The organism is Streptomyces sp. NBC_00872 (genome assembly GCF_045161915.1).
In the GTDB taxonomy this organism is placed as follows: domain Bacteria; phylum Actinomycetota; class Actinomycetes; order Streptomycetales; family Streptomycetaceae; genus Streptomyces.
Genome location: NZ_CP108806.1, coordinates 8,626,515 through 8,645,632, shown reverse-complemented (window position 1 = coordinate 8,645,632; position 19,118 = coordinate 8,626,515). Strand labels below are relative to the sequence as shown.

Here is a 19,118-nt window from a genome sequence, read left to right as displayed (position 1 = left end):
GAGGCCACGTCATATGTTTCCGCGTACTCTCGCAGGGTGACCGCGTCGGGCCCGGTCAGGCGTCCGGGCCCGGCAGAAGCCGACAGAACGCAACGGAACCGACAGGACTCGACGGAAAGGTTCGGTACTGTGCCCGACGGAAGACTTCTGGCTGTCAGCGATCTGCATGTCGCGTACGACGAGAACCGCGCGCTGGTCGAGAAGCTACGGCCTTTCTCCGACGACGACTGGCTGATCGTCGCGGGCGATGTCGCCGAGAAGTACACCGACATCGAGTGGGCGCTGCGGCTGCTCAGCGACCGGTTCGCGCGGGTGATCTGGGCCCCCGGCAACCATGAACTGTGGACGCATCCGCAGGATCCGTGCGATCTGCGCGGCGAGAAGCGCTATCTCCATCTGGTGGAGCTCTGCCGGGAGTTGGGCATCGCCACTCCCGAAGACCCCTACCCCGTGTGGCGCGGCGCCGGCGGTCCGGTGGTGGTGGCCCCGCTCTTCGTGCTCTACGACTACTCGTTCCTGGCACCCGGCGCCACCACGATGGAGGAGTCGCTGCGCGTGGCGACCGAAGCGGGCATCGTCGGCTCCGACGAGTACTTCCTCCACCCGGATCCGTACGAGGGCAGGGACGCCTGGTGCAGGGCCCGGGTCGCGGAGACCGAGCGGCGGCTCTCCGCCCTCGACCCCTCGCTGCGTACGGTCCTGGTCAACCACTTCCCGCTGGTGCGCGAGCCCACCCGGGTGCTGTACTACCCGGAGTTCGCGCAGTGGTGCGGCACCGAGCTGACCGCCGACTGGCATGTGCGCTTCCGCGCCGCCACGGTGGTCTACGGACATCTGCACATCCCCCGGGTGACCTGGTACGACGGGGTCCGCTTCGAGGAGGTCTCGGTCGGCTATCCGCGCGAGTGGAGCAAACGGCCGCCCCGGGAGCCGCTGCGGCAGATCCTTCCGGTGCCGGGCGGACAGGACGTCCGGTGATCGGTGAGATCCTGCCTTCCTCGGTCGTGGCCGAGGCGGCGTACGACGATCCCGCGCCGGGGCCGGACGAGGCGCTGTTCCCGCAGGAGAGCGCCCATATCGCGCGGGCCGTGGCCAAGCGCCGGCGGGAGTTCACCACCGTACGGCTGCTGGCCCGGCGCGCGATGCACCGGCTGGGGCAGCCGCCCGTACCGCTCCTCCCCAATCCCCGCGGCGCTCCGCAGTGGCCGAAAGGCATCGTGGGCAGCATGACGCACTGTGACGGTTATCGCGCCGCGGTGGTGGCCAGGTCGGACGCCACGGCGGCGGTGGGCATCGACGCGGAGCCCGACGCGCCGCTGCCGGAGGGGGTGCTGGAGGCCATCGCACTCCCGCGCGAGTCCGCGCGGATCGTGTATCTGACGGGGCGTCATCCCGAGGTGAGCTGGGACCGGCTCCTTTTCAGCGCCAAGGAAAGCGTTTTCAAGGTGTGGTACCCCCTCACCGGACGCGAACTCGATTTCTCCGAGGCGGAAATAGACATCAATCCGGTCGAACGGACCTTTCAGGCAAGGCTCTTGGTACCGGGCCCGGTTGTCGAAAACCGGCGTTACGATGAATTCTCGGGCCGCTGGACGGCCGATCGCGGCCTGGTGGCCACCGCCATCCACATACCCCATGAAACGTCATCACTTTTTCATGGACACGACAACACAATGACGTTCTGAACTGCTATCCATAAGGGGTCCATGCCCCCACCATTGGAGAAGCATTTCCGTGCGCTCATTAAAGGTACTTTTCACCGTCCTGCTGGCATTCGTCGCGGCGGCCACGATATCGACCTCGGCCCAGGCCGCCGCGGGCAAGTATGTGGCCCTGGGTGACTCGTACGCCGTCGCCCCGGGTACCCGGACGTACGACGATCCCAATGCCGAATGCCGGCGCGGCCCGCTGACCTATACCCGGCTCTGGGCCGCCCAGCACCCGTCGGTCGCCTTCGTGGAGGCGTCCTGCTCCGGTGCCACCACGACCGATGTGATCAATTCGCAGATTCCCCAGCTGACGGCGGACACCACCCTGGTGACGCTCCAGGTCGGCGGCAACGACGTCGGTTTCGTCGATGTGCTGACGAACTGCATCCTGACCATCAACGACCAGGACTGCGTCAACGGCGTCGAGCTCGCGAAGCAGGCCGCACAGGCGTATCTGTCCCCCGCGCTGGCACAGACCTACGCGGCGGTGCGCGCCAAGGCGCCGAACGCGAGAGTCATCGTCATCGGCTATCCGCGGCTCTACACCATCCGGGGTAACTGCGGAATATTCGGACTGAGCGACACCGAGCGTGCCGCCATGAACTCGGCGGCCGACACTCTGGCCTCCGTCACATCGGCCCGTGCGGCCGAGGCCGGTTTCGAATTCCTCGACGCCCGTCCTGTATTCGATCCGCACACGCTCTGCTCAGGTGGTACCGCCTGGGTGACCAGTCTGGAATGGGACAAGATCAATGAGTCCTACCACCCGAATGTGGCCGGTCACCGCGACGGTTATCTGGCCAGCCTGAACTCACTGACCGGCTGACCGGACACACCGGAGAGTCAACCGGGTGAGGGCGTTCCGCCACTTCGGCGGAACGCCCTCACTCATGTCCGTCCCTCTGCCAGTTCCGCTGTCCGTTCCTCACGATTCAGCGCGCCACCATTCGGCGCGCACGAATCAACACGGCACGAATCAGCTCGGCACGAATCAGCTCGGCACGAATCAGCTCGGCACGAATGAACGCCGTACGAATCAGCTCGGCGTCTCGACAAGTGCGCCGATACCGCCGCTCCCGCCGTCCGGCTCGTTGACCAGCATCTGGGAGGAGGCGAGTTCGCGGTAGAGGACATCGGCCTCCACCAGCTCGCGGTGGGTTCCCGCGGCACGCACCAGTCCGTGTTCGAGCACCACGATCTGGTCCGCCTCGGTGACCGTGGACAGCCGGTGCGCGATCAGGATCACCGTGCAGCGACGGGCCGCCTGGTCCACCGCCTCCCGCAGCGCCCGTTCGTTGCTCGCGTCGAGCTGGGCGGTGGCCTCGTCCAGCAGCAGCACCTCGGGCCGGCGCAGCAGGGCCCGCGCGATGGCCAGCCGCTGCCGCTCGCCGCCCGAGAGGGTGACGCCACGGTTGCCGACCGCGGTGCGCAGCCCGTCGGGAAGGCGCTCGATCAGGGTGTCGAGCCGGGTCAGCCGCAGCACCTCGGCGATGTCCTCGTCCGAGGCGCCGGTGGCCGCGTACCGGAGGTTGTCCTCGATCGTGCCCGCCATGACGGGCGACTCCTGTTCCACATACGCGATCCGCCGGCGCACCTCGGCCCGGGGCAGGGTGGCGATGTCCACGCCGTCGATGAGGATCCGGCCCGACGCCGGTTCGTGGAAGCGCTGGAGCAGCGAGAACATCGTGGTCTTGCCCGCGCCGGAGAGGCCGACGAGCGCGGTCTGGGTGCCGCCCGGCACGGTGTACGAGATCCCGCGCAGGGCGGGTCCCCGGCCGGGGTAGGAGAACCGTACGTCCCGGAACTCCACCGGTGGCGCGCCGGACGGGCGCGGTCCCGCCGCCCCGGCGGAACCGGCGGAACCGGCAGTACCGGTGGTGTCGGCGGTGTCGGCGGTGTCGACATCGTCCTCGACCGGCATGTGCTTGACCTGCTCGATACGGCCGACGGCGCCGAGCCCCTGTTGCAGCATGCTCAGCCCGGCCACCAGGGAGCCGACCGGGCTCGCCAGATAGAAGACATAGAGGAGGAAGGCGATCAGCGCGGACGCGTCGAGATCGCCCGAAGCCACCAGAGCCCCGCCCACACCGAGCACGGCGAGAAAGGCGGCCTGGATGGAGACACCGGAGAGGACCTTGACCATCGCCACATAGCGGGCGCCGGTCAGTCCCGCGCGGTAGGCGCCCTCGATCGCCTCCCCGGCGAGCGCGGTCTCACGGCCCTCCGCGCCATTGGCCTTGACGGTCCTGGCGGCTCCGAGGGTGCGGTCCAGTGCGGCGCCGACCGCGCCGACCGACTCCTGCGAGCGGGCGACCGCCTCCCGGATACGGGGCAGGATGAGCACCATCACCAGGGCGACGGCGAGTAGGACGCCGGCCGTCACCCCGAGCAGTCCGAGATGGACCACGCCCATCAGGACCACCGCGCCGAGGATGCTGAGCACACCGTTGGCGACCATCACCAGCCCCTCCGTGGCGGCGTTCTGCACCAGGGCGCTGTCGGAGGTGACCCGGGCGATGAGATCGCCGGGCGGGCGGCGGTCGAGTTCGGGCACACACAGCCGGATCAGCCGGAACACCAGGTCACGGCGGATCTGCCGGACCACCCGTTCCGAGGTCCGCTGCTGCCACCAGGACTGGAGCCCGGTGAGTCCGGCGCCGAGGACAACAAGTGCGGCGAGCAGGAGGACGGGGCCGAACACCCCGCGTCCCTCGCTCAGTCCGTCGAGGACGTGCTGGGCCACGAGCGGCTGCACCAGTCCGGCCGCGCTGGCCGCCAGGACCAGCAGCAGGGTCGCGGTGAGCACCAGCCGGTGCGGGCGGGCGTAGCGGAGCAGCACCCGGAGCGGGGCTGTCGCGGGAGGCGCGTCGGACGGCGCCTCGGCCGGGGGCCCTGGGGCCGTGGGGGGTACCGCGGTGGGTGGGGGAGCGGTTGTCATAGGGAAGATCCCGGGGTCGCGGGCAGATGTTCGGTGTGGCGGGCCGAGGGGGCGGGTTGGCGGTCAGATCGCAGGTCGGTCAGATCGGTCAGGGAGATACGGACACGGAGGCGGTGGCCGGGGCGGGGACGGTGGCGGACACCGTCAGGGAGGGCGGAGCCGCCGCGATCCGCTCCAGATGTCCGGCGGCGGCCGACTGGCCGCCCGCCGCGCGCAGGGAGCGGCCGATGGCCTCGGCGGCGGCCCGGTGACCGCTCTCCGGGTCCAGTACGGTCTCGATGGCCGCGCCCAGCCGGGCGGCGTCCACCCGGCCGAAGCGGACCCGTACCCCCGCGCCCGCGTCGACGACCTGTCCGGCGACGATGGGCTGGTCGTCCCGGATCGGCGCGAGCACCAGCGGCAGCCCGTGCCAGAGCGATTCGCACACGGTGTTGTGGCCGCCGTGGCAGACGACGGCGTCCACCCGTGCCAGCAGGTCGAGTTGGGGCACATGCTCACGGACCAGTACGCCGGGCGGCACCTCGGTGAGCGTATGGCCGGGATCGACCACGACGCCCTGCACCCGGTCGCGGAGCCGGTCGAGCGCGGTGACCGCCTCCGCGAGGAACCGGCCGCCCGCGTCCGCGTTGGCCGTACCGAGCGAGACGAGCACCGTGGCGCGTGCCGGATCCAGCTCGTCCCAGGGGAAGTCCGAGCGGTCCGCGCGCGGGGCGATGGCCGGACCGACCAGGTACGTCCGCTCGTTCGGCGGCGGGGCGTCACCGAGCAGTTCGCGCCCGGTGAACGCGATGACCCCGTACGGCGAGAACCGGGGGTCGCCCGTACGCGCGGGATCACCGATCCGCGCGCGCAGAGCACCCAGCAGCTCGCTCTGCCAGGCGCCGACCTTGGGCATCCCGGCCAGCGGGTCGACGAGTTCGGCCGAGGTGGTGGCGGAGGTGACATGGACGACACCCCGGCGTTCGGCGACCAGCGCGCCCGCCACGGCGTGCTGGTCGGTGAGGACGAGGTCCGGCCGGAACGCGTCGATCGCGGCATCGACACCGGGCGCCATCGCGTCGGCGAGCGGCACGAAGAACTCCGCCCACAGGAAGCGGAACGCGGCGGGCCCGGTGAGCCCGGGTGGTCTGCTCAGTCCGCCGCCGGGCACCACGCAGTCGTACACCGTGACATCCGCGCCGACCAGCCGGCGGATCTGGTCGGCATGGCCGGCCCACGCCACCTGATGGCCCCGGCGGGCCAGTTCGGCCGCGACCCCGACCAGCGGGTTGACATGTCCGACGAGCGGCGGGACGACCAGCAGGAAGCGGGTCACCGCACCGCCCCGGCCAGCGTGTGCTCCCCCACCCACTCCAGGATCAGGTTCCGGGTCTCCTCGGTCCGCTCCACCAGGACGGAGTGGCCCTGCTCGGTGAGGACCACCGTGCGGCAGGACGCCAGCTTGGCCTCCAGACTGGGCACCTGGGCGCTGAGCCCCGACTCGTCGCCGAAGATCGCCAGCACCGGGCAGCCGAGCGCGTCGAGGTCGTCGCCGATGACCCGGCCCGCCGGGACGTCCTCGGCGAGCGTGGTGGTGCGCAGGATACGGCCGGCGCCCCGGGAGAGCCGGGCGGTGTGCGCGCCGTGCTTGGCCGAGATCCAGCTGATGACCTCCTCGCGGACGAGCTGGTTCTTGGCGTCGGCCAGACCGTCGGCCATATGCCTGGTCCACTCCTCGACCGGGGGCTCGGACTCGATCATCGTGACGGTGGCGACCCGCTCGGGGTGCCACGCGGCGAGGGCGGCGGCGACCGTACCGCCGAAGGAGTTGCCGACCACATGCACCCGGCGCCGCTCGTCCAGCGCGTCGAGCAGCCCGACGAGATCGGCGACGAAGGACTCCAGCCGGTAGCCGGTGGGCGGGCGGTCGCTGCGGCCGTGACCGCGCAGGTCGTACATGATCACGTCGTACCCGGCGGCGGCGAAGTCCGGGCCGAGCGTGAAGTAGTAGCTGGCCAGGCTGTCGGTGAGCAGGCCGTGCACGAACACGACGACGGCCGGCTCGCCGCCGTCCGCGGGCGGGTTGGCCGCGGGCAGCCGCTGGACATGGGTGGTGATCTCACCGGTGCTGATCTTCGCCATGGGTCAGCCCTCCGTACCGGCGCGCAGCGACGCCGCGACATAGTCGGCCAGCTCACCGACGGTGAGCGCGATGATCTCGTCGAGTTCCAGATCGGCTATGAAGAGGGCGACATTGACCCGGTCGCCGTAGTGCTCGCGCAGTGACCCGGCGAGGGTCACCAGGTCGATGCTCTCCAGTTCGAGATCGTCGTGGAAGGTGGTCTCCCGGGTGATCTCCGCGTCGTCGAGACCGTCCTCCGCCAGCAGCTCACGGAGCATGCCCGTGATGTCGGCCAGTACGGTGTCGCCGTCGCCGCCCAGTGGCGTACGCTCCCCCGGCTCCACGGTCGCGAAGCCGATCGCCTCAGTGCTCATCAGAACTCTCCTGTCGTGTTGTCACCGGTCGTGCTGTCACCGGTCGTCCAGGCGACGACATACCGCCGCTCGGGCAGCCCCCGTGGATTGGCGACCTCCCGTACATCCACCTCGTACGACCGGCCCTCGGTCACCACACGGAGCCGGTCGTGCTCCGCGGCGACCACACGGAACCCGGCCGGGCGCCCGCCCAGCCCCGTCCCGCGTGCCTTGGCGACGGCCTCCTTGGCCGCCCAGAACCTGGTGAACCACACCGCGGCACTCTCCGCGGATCCGGCCACCAGGCTGTCGAGAAGGGCCAGTTCGGCCGGTCCGCACGCCGTCTCGGCGGTGGACCGGGGCCGTTCGGTGATCTCCTCGACATCGATCCCGCACGGTCCGCGCCGGGCGATCGCGACCCCGGTCTCACGGCAGTGGGCGATCGACACCGTCAGCTCGCCCACCGCGCGCCCGTGCACACCCCGGGCCAGCGGGCGGCCCGTGGCGTCGTTGTCGACGGCGATCTCGGCGGGATAGATCTCGCCCGCCCCCTCGCCCCAGAGCACCCCGCGCACGGCGTCCTTGGCGGCGATCCGCCCGAGCAGCCACTGCCGTCTGCGGACCGGTGGCAGCGCCTCGTAGCGGGCGCGCTCCTCGCCGCCGAGGACATTGCGCATCATCAGTTCCCTGGTGGCCAGATCGGGCCACCGCTCATGGACCAGCGTCCAGCCCCCGGGCTCCGCCGAGGAGAGTGTGTGCTCGCCGGGGAAGCGGTCCACCTCGCGGATATTGGGGTCGGTGTCGAACCGGCGGTCCTGCCAGCCGGTGAACTCCGCCCATACGCGGCCGTCCTTGATGAGCTGCATGTCCGCGGTGAGGGTGAGCTCGGTGAGTTCGGTGATCCGGATCGCGCAGACCAGCCGCTCCCCCGGCCGTGGACCGGGCCCGTGGAAGCGGATGCGCTCCATCCCCACCGGGAAGACCGTGGTGCGCTCGGTGAGCGTCGCCATGATCCAGTAGCCGAGCAGCTGCCCCACGTTGTCGAGCAGCGCACCGGGGGCCTCCGGCGCGGTGATGACTCCGCGCACATGCAGATCGCCGATGGCGGTCAGTTCGCTGACGCCCTGGAAGCGCGGGCCGTGGAACATCCACCGTTCGCTGTAGAGCTGTTCGGCCCGCAGAGCGGGGACACGTTCGGTGGCCGGGTCGACGGGCCAGCGCTCCGGGGCCGCCGGATGACGGTCCGCCAGTTCGACCACCGCCCGGGAGAAACCGGTCAGGCTCACCTCGACCCGGTCGGGCGAGAGCCGCCGTACCTCCACCGGCACCTCGACGGCCGGCATGGCCTCGATCCACTTCAGCAGCCGTACCTCGTGCACCGCGACCGCGCGCCTGCCGGGGACCGCGCGCTCGGCGATCTCCATGAGATGGGCGATCACCGTGGTCGCGGGCACGATCGGCCAGCGGTCGGCGTCGTCGGGCCACCCGGGCCGCTGCCGGAAGAAGCAGTGGTCGAGCAGATACGGCATCTCCGCCACATCCACGCGCAGTACGGCGGGGACGGACAGCGGTTCCTGGACCACCGGCGGTCCGGCCGGCGAGACGGGCGGCAAGGCGGGCGGCGAGGCGGGCGGCGAGGCGGGCGCTACCGGCGGGGCCGGTGGACGGACCAGGGCGCGCGGGGCGCCCCCGCGGGCGGCGCCGGCACCGATGAGTTCGTTCGCGACGGCCGCGGTGTCCTGGAGCAGCGCGGACAGTTCGGCGGCGACCGGGAAGCGGCTGCCCGCCCGGCCGAGCAGATCCAGCGCGCTGCCGGCGGCGACGGCCGGGGCGACGTGGGCGGGGGCGGGGGTACGGGCGGCCCTGCCGGTGAGGACGTTCCTGGCCTCCTCGGGCAGCGACACCAGGGCCCCGCCGAGGTCCAGTCGTACCCCCCGGCCCGACGGCCGCGCCTTCGCCGGGGCCGACACCGACACCGTGGCGCCGGCGGTGGCGGTGGCGGCGACGGGGGCCATCGGCGCCAGCAGCGGGGTCACGTCGGGCGACGCGCCGTCCACCCAGAGCGCGGTGACCACCCGGCGGAGCTGCGCCAGGCTGTCCCGGGCCGAGGAGTGCGCGGAGACGACCAGCCGGTCCTTGCCCGCCAGGGTGTCGTCGATCAGCGAGCCGAGCTGACCGGCGCCGAGCTGGACGAAGGCGCGGTATCCCGCGTCGTGCATGGCGGAGACGAGCAGACGGAACCGCACCGGTTCGAGCAGATGCCGTACGAACAGCTCCCGTACGGCGCCCGGCTCGTCCGGGTAGAGCGCGGCGGTCGTGGCCGACCAGACCGGGGTGGTCTGGGGATGCAGGGTGTAGGCCTCCGCCGCGCGCCGGATCGGTCCGAGGTAGGGCGCGAGCATCGGGGTGTGGAAGCCGGAGCGGAACGGCAGCACCTGCCCGATCACCCCCCTGGTCCTGAAGAGCTGGATCAGCTCGGTCACGGCCTCCTCGGGGCCGCAGATCATCGACTGGTTGGGCGCGTTGTCGTGCGAGAGCACCACATCGGTACGCCCGTTCAGCTCGGCGAGCACCCGCTCGGCGGGCATACCGAGCACCCCGAAGACGGCTCCTGGCACACGCAGCGCGTCCGGGTCGAAGCCCGCGAGAAAGGCGTCCACCTCGTCCGCCGCGTGGATGCCGCCGCAGGCCATGGCGGTCCACTCCCCCACACTGTGCCCGGCGACCGCGTCGGGGACGACGGCGAGCCCGCGCAGCGCGGTGTCGAGCATCCGGCCGAGCTGGAACACAGCAGCCCCGTGCCGCCCGACATCACCGACGCGCGCGTCCTGCCCCGGTGACCAGGGCAGACCGAACCGCTCGGCCAGTCCGGCCACCTGGGGCTCGAACTCCGCTTCGAGGCCGGGGAAGACAAAGGCGGTACGGCCGCCGGCCGGGCCGAGCAGCGGGCTCGGGCTGAACCACACATCGCTGCGGCCCCGCCATGGCACGCCCTTGGCGACCGCCTTCCTGGCCAGTTTCAGCCGGCGCTCGGTCGGATCGACGATGCCGAGCCTGACCGGGCCCGCCGCCGGGGCGCGCTCGTCGAGCCCGGCGGCCAGTACCGCGGAGTCGTCGGCGGCCAGCAGGGCGGCCAGCTCCGCCGGTCCTGACGCGGCGAGCCGCAGCACCCGCTCCGGCTCGCTCACCGTCGTACGGGCCCTGCGGACCCCACCAGCCGCACCGGCCACCGGGGCCCCTGCCACGGGAGCGACGGCTGTCACCGCCTGCTCCAGGACCACATGGGCGTTGATACCGCCGAAGCCGAAGGCGTTGACACCCGCCCTGCGCGGTACCCCGGTGCCGCTGTCCTCCCAGGCCGTGGCCTTCGCGAGCGGCGCGAACCTGGTGGCCTCCAGGGCCGGGTTCGGCTCGTCGCAGTGCAGGGTCGGCGGCAGCACTCCGTGGTGGATCGCGAGCGCGGCCTTGATCAGTCCGGCGATCCCGGCCGCGGGCATGGTGTGCCCGATCATGGATTTCACCGAGCCGATGACGGCCCGTTCGCCCACCGCCGGTCCGAACACCTCGGTGAGCGTGGTCAGTTCGGCCCGGTCACCGGCGACGGTGGCGGTGCCGTGGGCCTCCAGCAGCCCGAGGGCGTCCGCCGCGCGCGGATCGAGACCCGCCGCGTCCCAGGCCTGCCGGACCGCGCGGACCTGCCCGCCGGGGTCGGGGTTGAAGAGACTGGCCGAGCGGCCGTCGCTGGCCACCCCGGTCCCGGACACCACGGCGTACACACGGTCGCCGTCGCGCTCCGCGTCCGCGAGCCGCTTGAGGACCACCACACCGGTGCCCTCGCCGATGAGCACCCCGTCGGCGTCACGGTGCAGCGGACGGATCCGCTCGCTCGGGGAGAGCGCCCCGAGCTGATTGAACACACTCCACAGGGTGATGTCGTGGCAGTGGTGCACCCCGCCGGCCAGCATCACGTCGCAGCGCCCCGCGGCCAGTTCACGGACCGCGTGGTCGACGGCGACGAGCGACGAGGCGCAAGCCGCGTCCACGGTGTAGGCGGGGCCGCGCAGATCCAGCCGGTTGGCGACCCGTGAGGCGGCCAGATTGGGCACCAGACCGATGGCCGACTCGGGCTGTTCGGGGCCGAGTTGCCCGGCGAAGGCCGCTCTGACCTCCTCGATGCGGTCCTCGCCGAGTTCGGGCGCCAGCTCGCGCAGCGTACGGACGAGCTGGCCGGCGGTCCGTACCCGCTGGTCGAGCCGGACCAGACCGGGCGTCAGATAGCCGCCCCTGCCCAGGACGATCCCGGCCCGCTGCCGGTCGGCGGGGAGTACGGAATCCCCGCCGGCGTCCTCGATGGAACGGTGGGCGACCTCCAGGGCGATGAGCTGGTCCGGCTCGGTGCCCGCCACCGAGGCGGGCATGATGCCGAACCGCGCGACGTCGAACTCGGTCTCCTGGTCGATGAATCCGCCGCGCTTGCAGTACACCCGGTCGCTGCGCCGGGGTCCGTCGGGCGCGTAGAACTCGGCGTCCCACCGGTCGGCGGGCACGTCCGTGATCGCGTCGACGCCGTTGACGATGTTGTGCCAGTAGCCGTCCAGGTCCTTGGCGCCCGGGAAGAACGCGGCCATACCGACGATGGCGATGGGTGCGGCGGCCCCCGTGGCGACCGGTGGGGCGGCCGTGGTGCGGGAGGACACGGCGGTCACCAGCCCGACGCGGTGTAGACCGTGGCGTGCACCTCGGGCGCGCCCCAGGCGAGTTCACGCAGCAGGCTCAGCGGCCCCTCCTCGGGGTCGATCAGCTTGATCCCCCGGGCGGCGTAGGAGCGCATCAGTTCGGGGGTGACCATGCCGCCGTTGGTCTCCGCGGCGGCCCAGGGGCCCCAGTGGACGGTCAGTCCGCGCCGCTCCGGGGTGGACCAGCGGCGTCCCAGCTCCTCCAGCGCGTCGTTGGCGGCGGCGTAGTCGGACTGGCCGCGGTTGCCGAGGGCGCCCGCGATACTGCCGAAGAGCACCGCGAAGCGGGGTCCGGTGGGCAGTGCGCCGACCGCGTCGAGCACCGCGCGCGCCCCGCCCACCTTGGTGGTGAAGACCCGGCGGAAGGACTCGACGGGCTTCTCGGCGATCAGCTTGTCCTCGATGACCCCGGCCGCGTAGACGACCCCGTCGAGCCTGCCGTGCTCGGCGTGGATGTCCTTGACCGTGGCGTGGACGGCCTCCGTGTCGAGTACGTCGACGCAGTGGTAGCGGACCTGGCTGCCGAGGGCCCGCAGTCCCTCGACCGTGTCACGGACCTCGCGGGCGGCGAGCACGGCGGACACCCGGCGCTCGACCTCGGCGGGCGAGGTCATCCCGGAGCGGAGGAAGGCGGCGCGCAGCGCGTCACGGTCGGCGGCTCCGGCGGTCACCGGGTCCTCGGCCCCGGCGGGGACCGGCGTACGGCCCATCAGTTCGATACGGCACCGGCTGACGGAGGCGATCGTACGGGCGAAGCGCGCGGTGATACCGCGCGCGCCGCCGACGAGCAGGACGACCGCGTCGCGGTCGAGCCCGGCCGCCTCGGCCTCGGCGACCCCGTCACCGGCCGGGCCCGCGCCGGTGGCGGCGAGCGCGCCCAGATCGGTGGGGGTCAGCCGCAGGGCGCGCCGGGTGCCGCCGCCGGTCAGGACGACCGGTTCCCGGTCGGTGGCCGCGAGTTCGGTGACGACGGCTGCGGCGACCTCCTCGGGTCCGGCGCCGGCCGCCACCTCGACCAGGGTCGCGGTGAGGTCCGGATACTCGCGGGCGACGCTGCGGAAGAAGCCGCGCAGCCCGCTGGCCGCGCCCTCGGTCCTTCGCTCGACGGCGAGCAGTCGGCGCGGCGCGCCCGCCAGCACGCTCCGGTAGAGCGGGAAGGCCTCGGGCAGGGGCGACTCGGCCGTGACGAGGGGGTCCAGATGGATCACCGCGTCGGCGGTGGTCCCCGGCAGTTCACCGGCGGGTACGAGCGTGGGGACGGCGCCGGCGGCGCGCAGCCGCTCGGCCACCACCGGGGCCAGTTCGCCGCCGCCCAGGAGCAGGACCGTACCGCCGCTCTCGACGGAGCCGGTCACCTCGGGCAGTTCGGTCTCGGTGAACTCCAGCCGCTGCGGGGCCAGGATCTCGGCCTCCGCGGTCGTGGGCGGCTCGGCGGACGGCGCCGGGGCGGGAGCGGGAGCGGCCGTCTCCGCCGGGCCCGCGAGCAGATCGACGAGGAGTCCGGTGATTCCGGCGGCGGTACGGGCGGCGCTCAGGCCGTCGATATCCGTACCCGAGCCAACCGGAAGACCCAGACGGACCGCCAACTCACCCGCGATCTCCGCCCGCTTGATCGAATCCACACTCAGATCCGCCTCCAGATCAAGCTCCGGCTCGATCATCTCCACCGGATAACCCGTGCGCTCCGCCACCACCGCGAGGACCGAGCCCAGTACCGCGTCCCGGTCCATCGCCGGACCGGACGGACCGGCCGGACCAGCCGTACCGGACAGGAGAGCCACGGGGGCCGCGCCGGTGACGGGGGTGGTCCGCTCGCCGAACGCGGTGACAAGCAGCGCGGCGATCCCGGCGGCGGTACGGGCGGCGCTCAGACCGTCGATATCCGTACCCGAGCCAACCGGAAGACCCAGACGGACCGCCAACTCACCCGCGATCTCCGCCCGCTTGATCGAATCCACACTCAGATCCGCCTCCAGATCAAGCTCCGGCTCGATCATCTCCACGGGGTAGCCGGTGCGCTCCGCCACCACGGTGAGGACCGACGCGAGTACGGACTCCCGGTCCGTCGCGGGCCCGGCCGGGACCGCCACGGATACGGCGGGCGCGGCGGGCGCGGCGCTCACCGCGAGGGCCGGCTGGGATATGGGGGCGGGCAGTGCGGCGGGAACGGTCACCGGGGCCGCCGCGTAGGCGAGGGGCCGCTCGGCCGGGGCGGCCACGGGCCCGCCCAGATAGCTCAGCATGACATCTCGCTGGGCCGCCACCAGGTCCCGGCTGGTACGCAGGAACTCGGCGACAAGGGCGTCCGGTCCGGACGCGGCGGCGCCCTGGGGGGCGTAGTTCTCCGGCACGATCAGCTCCGTAACGGGTCGGGCGGGGTGCAGGGCGTCGGGGGGAATGGTGCCGTCGGCGCGGCGGACGAGCTGGCCGTCGACGGTCCAGCCCGCGGCCCGCTCGGCCACGGCGGTCTCGGGGTCGACCGCGTCGCGTCCCTGGAAGAGCCGGCCGGTGCGGACATCGACTCCGCTGACGGCGAGCTGTGCCAGTGCGGAGAGGAAGCCGGTCAGTCCGGCTCCCCGGCCGCCGTCGAGCGGCACGGCACGGTGCGGGCGGTCGCCCAGGACGGCGGAGACCAGCCGGCTCAGCACCCGGCCGGGACCCACCTCCGCGAAGACCCGGGCGCCGGCCGCGTACATGGCCTCGATCTGCTCGGTGAACCGGACGGGCGCGCCGATCTGTGCCGCGAGCCCGTCCCGTACCGCCTGCGGGTCCGCCGGATACGGATCGGCCGTGCGGTTGGCCCAGACGTCAAAGGCCGGTGCGTACACGGTCATTCCGGCCAGGCTCTCGGCGAAGGCTTCGCCCGCCCCGGCCAGCAGCGGGCTGTGGAAGGCGCAGGCGACCTGGAGCGGCTTGGCCGCGTACCCGGCGTCGCGCAGCCGTGCCACCGCGGTGCCCATCGGCTCGGTGGGTCCCGAGATGACGGTCTGCTCCGGGGAGTTGCGGTTGGCGGCGACGACGGCCTCGGCGAGACCGGCCGTCCGCAGCACCTCCTCGACCTGCTCGGCCGTGGCGGAGACGGCCGCCATGGTGCCGGGGTCGCCCCCTTCGACCTGGGCCAGGATGGCTTCGGCGCGGGCCGCGCTGGCGGTGAGGACGTCCCGCGGCGCGAGCGCGCCGGCCACTCCGAGGGCGACCAGTTCGCCGTAGCTGTGGCCCGCGGCCATGGCGGGGCGTATCCCGAGGGAGGCCAGCAGTTCGGCGGCGGCGAGCTCGACGACACCGAGCGCGGGCTGGGCGACGGCCGTGTCGGTGATACGGGCGAGCTGGCCCGCCTTGCCCTCCTCGTCGAAGGCGGCGGGCGGGTAGAGCGTGTCCGCCCAGCGGGCGCCGAGCTGGAGATGGCGCTGCAACTCGGGGAAGGCGACGAAGAGTTCGGCGAGCATCCCGGGGCGCTGGCTGCCCTGTCCGGGGAAGAGGAACGCCAGCTCACCGGAGACCGGGCCGCCCGTGCCGTCCGAACCGCCCGGACCGCCCGTACCGTCCGGATTGACCGAGCCGCCCGGACCGCCCGTGGTCTCGTCGGCCGTGTAGAGACCCGCCTTCGGGTCCTGCTCTCCCTCGACGGCCCGGCGCAGCAGCTCCGCGAGTCCGCCCAGGCTGTCCGCGACAAGGGCGATCCGTACGGACTCGCCGCGGCCGGCCGCCTGATCGCTGCGGCGGGCCGTATGACGCGCGTAGTCACGCAGCCGCCACTGCCCACCGCGCCGGAGGAGTTCCAGCAGCGCGCGGGCGGAGCGGCGCGCCGCCTCGGCGTCCCGGCCCCGGAAGGTGAAGAGTTCGGCCGGCCAGGTGTCCAGGGAGTGCGCGGGTGGCGGCTGGTCATACGCGCGTAGAACGACGTGGAAATTCGTGCCGCCGAATCCGAAGGCGCTCACGCCCGCGACGCGCTCGGCCGGCTCCGCGGCCCAGGGCCGGGCGGCGGTGTGGAAGACGAACGGGCTGCTCCCGCCGTCCCAGGCCGCGTTGGGCTGCCGTACATGCAGCGTCGGCGGCTTCACCCCGTGGTGGAGGGCCAGGGTGGTCTTGATCAGTCCGGCCAGTCCGGCGGCGCACTTGGTGTGTCCGATCTGGGACTTCACCGAGCCGATCGCACAACTGGCGGGCTCGGCCCCGGCCTCGGTGAACACCTCGGTCAGGGTGGCCAGTTCGGTACGGTCGCCCACGACGGTGCCGGTGCCGTGGGCCTCGATCAGACCGACGTCGGCGGGTGAGACCCCGGCGTTGCGGTAGGCGCGGGTGAGCGCGGCGCGCTGACCGGCCGGGCGGGGCGCGGTCAGGCCCAGGGCGCGGCCGTCGCTCGCGCTGCCGACACCGTCGATCACGGCGTAGATCCGGTCGCCGTCCCGCTCGGCGTCGGCCAGCCGCTTGAGCACCACACAGGCCACGCCCTCACCGAGCGCGATGCCGTCGGCGGCGCCGTCGAAGGTGGCCGAGCGGCCGGTCGGGGAGAGCGCGTGCACCGAGGAGAAGAGCAGATAGTCGTTGATGCCGTTGTGCAGGTCGGCGCCGCCGCAGAGCACCAGATCGCTGGTACCGGTGATCAGTTCCTTGCAGGCCACGTCCACGGCGGTGAGCGAGGAGGCGCAGGCGGCGTCGACGGTGTAGTTGGCGCCGCCGAGGTCGAGCCGGTTGGCGATCCGGCCCGCGATGACATTGGCGAGCATCCCGGGGAAGGAGTCCTCGGTCAGCCGGGGCAACTGCTCGTCGAGCGCGGACGGGATGGTGCCGACATAGCCGGGCAGCACCGTGCGCAGCGTGGTCGCGTTGGACAGATCGCTGCCGGCCTCCGCGCCGAACACCACGGAGGTACGGGCGTGATCGGTGCCCTTGCCCGCGTATCCCGCGTCGGCCAGCGCGCGCCGCGCCGCCTCCAGCGCGAGCAGCTGTACGGGTTCGATGCTGGCCAGTGAGGCCGGCGGGATGCCGTAGCGCAGCGGGTCGAAGGGGATCTCGGGCAGGAAGCCGCCCCAGCGCGACGGGGTGCGCTCACCGTCGCCGTCCGGCGCGTAGTACCGCTCGGCGTCCCAGCGATGGGCCGGGACCTCGGTCACACAGTCCTTGCCGGCCAGGATGTTGGCCCAGAACTCGGCGAGGTCGGGGGCGCCGGGGAACATACCCGCCATACCGACGACGGCGATCCGCAGCGGCGCGGGGGCGGGCTCCTCGACGGTGCCGGTGAGACCGAGCGCGGTGCGCAGTCCCGCGGCGCGGTCGCGCAGCCACGCGGCGGCCCCGTCGGCGACGGAGTCGTGCAGGGCGGCGACGCTGGTGGTGGCGGAGCGCAGCACACAGACCTCGCCCGCCATGAACATGCCCTCGTCGGCCTGGCGTGTCTCGTCGACCGGGAGCAGTTCGTCACCGATCCGCTCGATCCCCTTGCTGGCGAGCCTCAGCCTGCCGACGTTGAACCGCTCCAGGTGCTCCCAGATCTCGCGGTCGGGCACGCCCCGCCCGCGCAGTTCGTCCTTGAGTGCCGCGAAGTCCTCGGTGATGGCGCTGTGCGCGCACCGGGTGGCGTGGCCGGGCGCGGTCTCCAGCAGATCGGTGCGCTCGGCGGCGACGATCCGGCGCTGGAACAGCGGCTGGATCGCCCCGGCCGCCACGGCCTCCTCGGTGAAGAGATACGCGGTGCCCATCAGCACACCAAACGCGACACCGGCGCGGGTCAGCGGGGCGGCCAGGGCGGCGGCCATCGCGGCCGAGCGCTCGTCGTGGATACCGCCGGCGAACAGCACCGTCAGCTCACCGGCCGCCTCGGGACCGGACCCGGCGAGGAAGTCCAGCAGTACGTCGGTCTGGGCCTGCCAGAGCGGGAAGCTGTTGCGCGGTCCGACATGGCCGCCGCACTCGGCGCCCTCGAAGATGAACCGGCGCGCTCCGGCGGCGAGGAACTGCCGCAGCAGGCCGGGCGAGGGGACATGCAGAAAGGTGGTGATGCCCTCGGCCTCCAGCGCGGCGGCCTGGGCGGGCCTGCCGCCCGCGATGATCGCGTGGGTCGGCTTCAGCTCCCGTACGACATCGAGTTGCGCGGTCTTGATCTCCTCGTCGGCGAATCCGAGCACACCGACGCCCCAGGGCGCGTCCGCGAGTGCCTCACGGGTGCGCTCCAGCATCGAGCGGGTGCGCTCCGCGCTCGCGAGGGCCAGTGCGAGAAAGGGCAGCGCGCCCCCGGCCGCGACGGCGGCGGCGAAGTCGGGCTCGTCGCTCACCCGGGTCATCGGCCCCTGGGCGATGGGCAGTCGGGTGCCCAGGACCTGTGCGCCCGGCGATCCCGCGGCCAGCGCGGCGGCTGGCTCGTCGTCCGCCACGGCGGCGGTCATCGCGGCCCTGACACCACGGACCGCCTCGCCCACGGTTCCCCAGCGCTCCGCGAAGGCGGCGGCGAGGAAGGCGTCCTGACCGACCGGCAGGAACTGGGTCCGCGGATCGTCACCGCCGACCCTGGCCGCGAACTCGGCTGGGTCTTCGGGGAGTTCGGGAGCTCCGGGGCCACGGCGGCGCAGCACCCGTGTCCCGTGGTGGAGGACGGTCTCGGAGCCGTCGAGCCCGGTGAGCGCGGCGGTGATCTCCGCGGGCAGCCCCGCCTCGTCGAACAGCGCGAGCTGGGTGTCCAGTACGACACCGGCCGCGCCCCCGGCGACGACGGCGGCGGCCGTGTGGGGCCCGATGCCGCCGCACGCCCAGACGGGCAGGGCGACGGACGGGTCGGCCAGTATCTGCTGCACCAGCACGAAGGTGCTCAACTCACCCGCGCGACCGCCGCTTTCGGCGCCGCGGACGATCAGTCCCGAGGCCCCGTCGGCGACGGCGCGCAGGGCGCCCGCCAGATCGGTCACCTCCACCAGGACACGACGGCCGGCGAACTCGGCGGGCGAGCGTCCGGGATCCGCCAGCAGGACGGTGTCCACCGCGTCGGGCAGATCGGAGACGGCCACGGAACACCCGGGGCGTATCCGGACTCCGAAGGGCAGCGGCGACCAGCGGCGGGTGCGGTCGAGTGTCTCGGCGACATCTCGGGGGTCATCGAGGGACAGCTCCAGCACGCCGATCGCGCCCGACCGGGCGGCGAGGGCCGTCAGCCGTGGCGACGGCCGGTGCAGCGGATTGACGACGATGACCGAGTGTGTCAGCGAGAACTCGATGGACGCGCCGGGTTCCGGCATCGGCATGAAGTCTCCCGAATCAAGTGGGGGGTTGACCGTCGGGTAGGTACTGGCG

9 protein-coding genes are annotated in these 19,118 nt (G+C 72.7%); 3 read left to right on the top strand and 6 right to left on the bottom strand.

Annotated elements, in window-relative coordinates:
• Positions 1-129 precede the first annotated feature (129 nt).
• The 3 genes from OG214_RS36795 to OG214_RS36785 are packed head-to-tail and all read left to right on the top strand — an operon-like array spanning position 130 to position 2,535.
• Positions 130-978 (top strand): metallophosphoesterase, encoded by an 849-nt coding sequence (locus OG214_RS36795; protein ID WP_365903632.1) that lies wholly within the window; start codon positions 130-132, stop codon positions 976-978.
• Entirely contained in the window at positions 975-1,685 is a 711-nt protein-coding gene (locus tag OG214_RS36790; protein WP_405987244.1) for a 4'-phosphopantetheinyl transferase, read from the top strand. The genes OG214_RS36795 and OG214_RS36790 overlap by 4 nt, the downstream gene beginning before the upstream one ends.
• A gap of 49 nt (positions 1,686-1,734) precedes the next feature.
• Entirely contained in the window at positions 1,735-2,535 is an 801-nt protein-coding gene (locus OG214_RS36785; RefSeq protein WP_363085329.1) for an SGNH/GDSL hydrolase family protein, read from the top strand.
• 210 nt (positions 2,536-2,745) lie between these two features.
• Here the strand turns inward: OG214_RS36785 and OG214_RS36780 are convergent, their stop codons facing one another.
• From OG214_RS36780 to OG214_RS36755, 6 genes are all read right to left on the bottom strand, one after another.
• On the bottom strand, positions 2,746-4,647 hold the full coding sequence (locus tag OG214_RS36780) for an ABC transporter ATP-binding protein (protein ID WP_405987243.1): 1,902 nt from the start codon (positions 4,645-4,647) through the stop codon (positions 2,746-2,748).
• Between the two features lie 88 nt (positions 4,648-4,735).
• Positions 4,736-5,962, bottom strand: a complete 1,227-nt coding sequence (locus tag OG214_RS36775) for a glycosyltransferase (protein ID WP_405987242.1) — start codon at positions 5,960-5,962, stop codon at positions 4,736-4,738.
• Positions 5,959-6,768 (bottom strand): alpha/beta hydrolase, encoded by an 810-nt coding sequence (locus tag OG214_RS36770; protein ID WP_363084375.1) that lies wholly within the window; start codon positions 6,766-6,768, stop codon positions 5,959-5,961. The genes OG214_RS36775 and OG214_RS36770 overlap by 4 nt, the downstream gene beginning before the upstream one ends.
• Before the next feature lie 3 nt (positions 6,769-6,771).
• Positions 6,772-7,122, bottom strand: coding sequence for an acyl carrier protein (locus tag OG214_RS36765; protein WP_405987241.1), 351 nt, complete (start codon positions 7,120-7,122; stop codon positions 6,772-6,774).
• Positions 7,122-11,798, bottom strand: a complete 4,677-nt coding sequence (locus tag OG214_RS36760; RefSeq protein ID WP_405987240.1) for a beta-ketoacyl synthase N-terminal-like domain-containing protein — start codon at positions 11,796-11,798, stop codon at positions 7,122-7,124. The genes OG214_RS36765 and OG214_RS36760 overlap by 1 nt, the downstream gene beginning before the upstream one ends.
• A 5-nt stretch (positions 11,799-11,803) precedes the next feature.
• Entirely contained in the window at positions 11,804-19,069 is a 7,266-nt protein-coding gene (locus OG214_RS36755) for an SDR family oxidoreductase (protein WP_405987239.1), read from the bottom strand.
• Between the last annotated feature and the right edge of the window lie 49 nt (positions 19,070-19,118).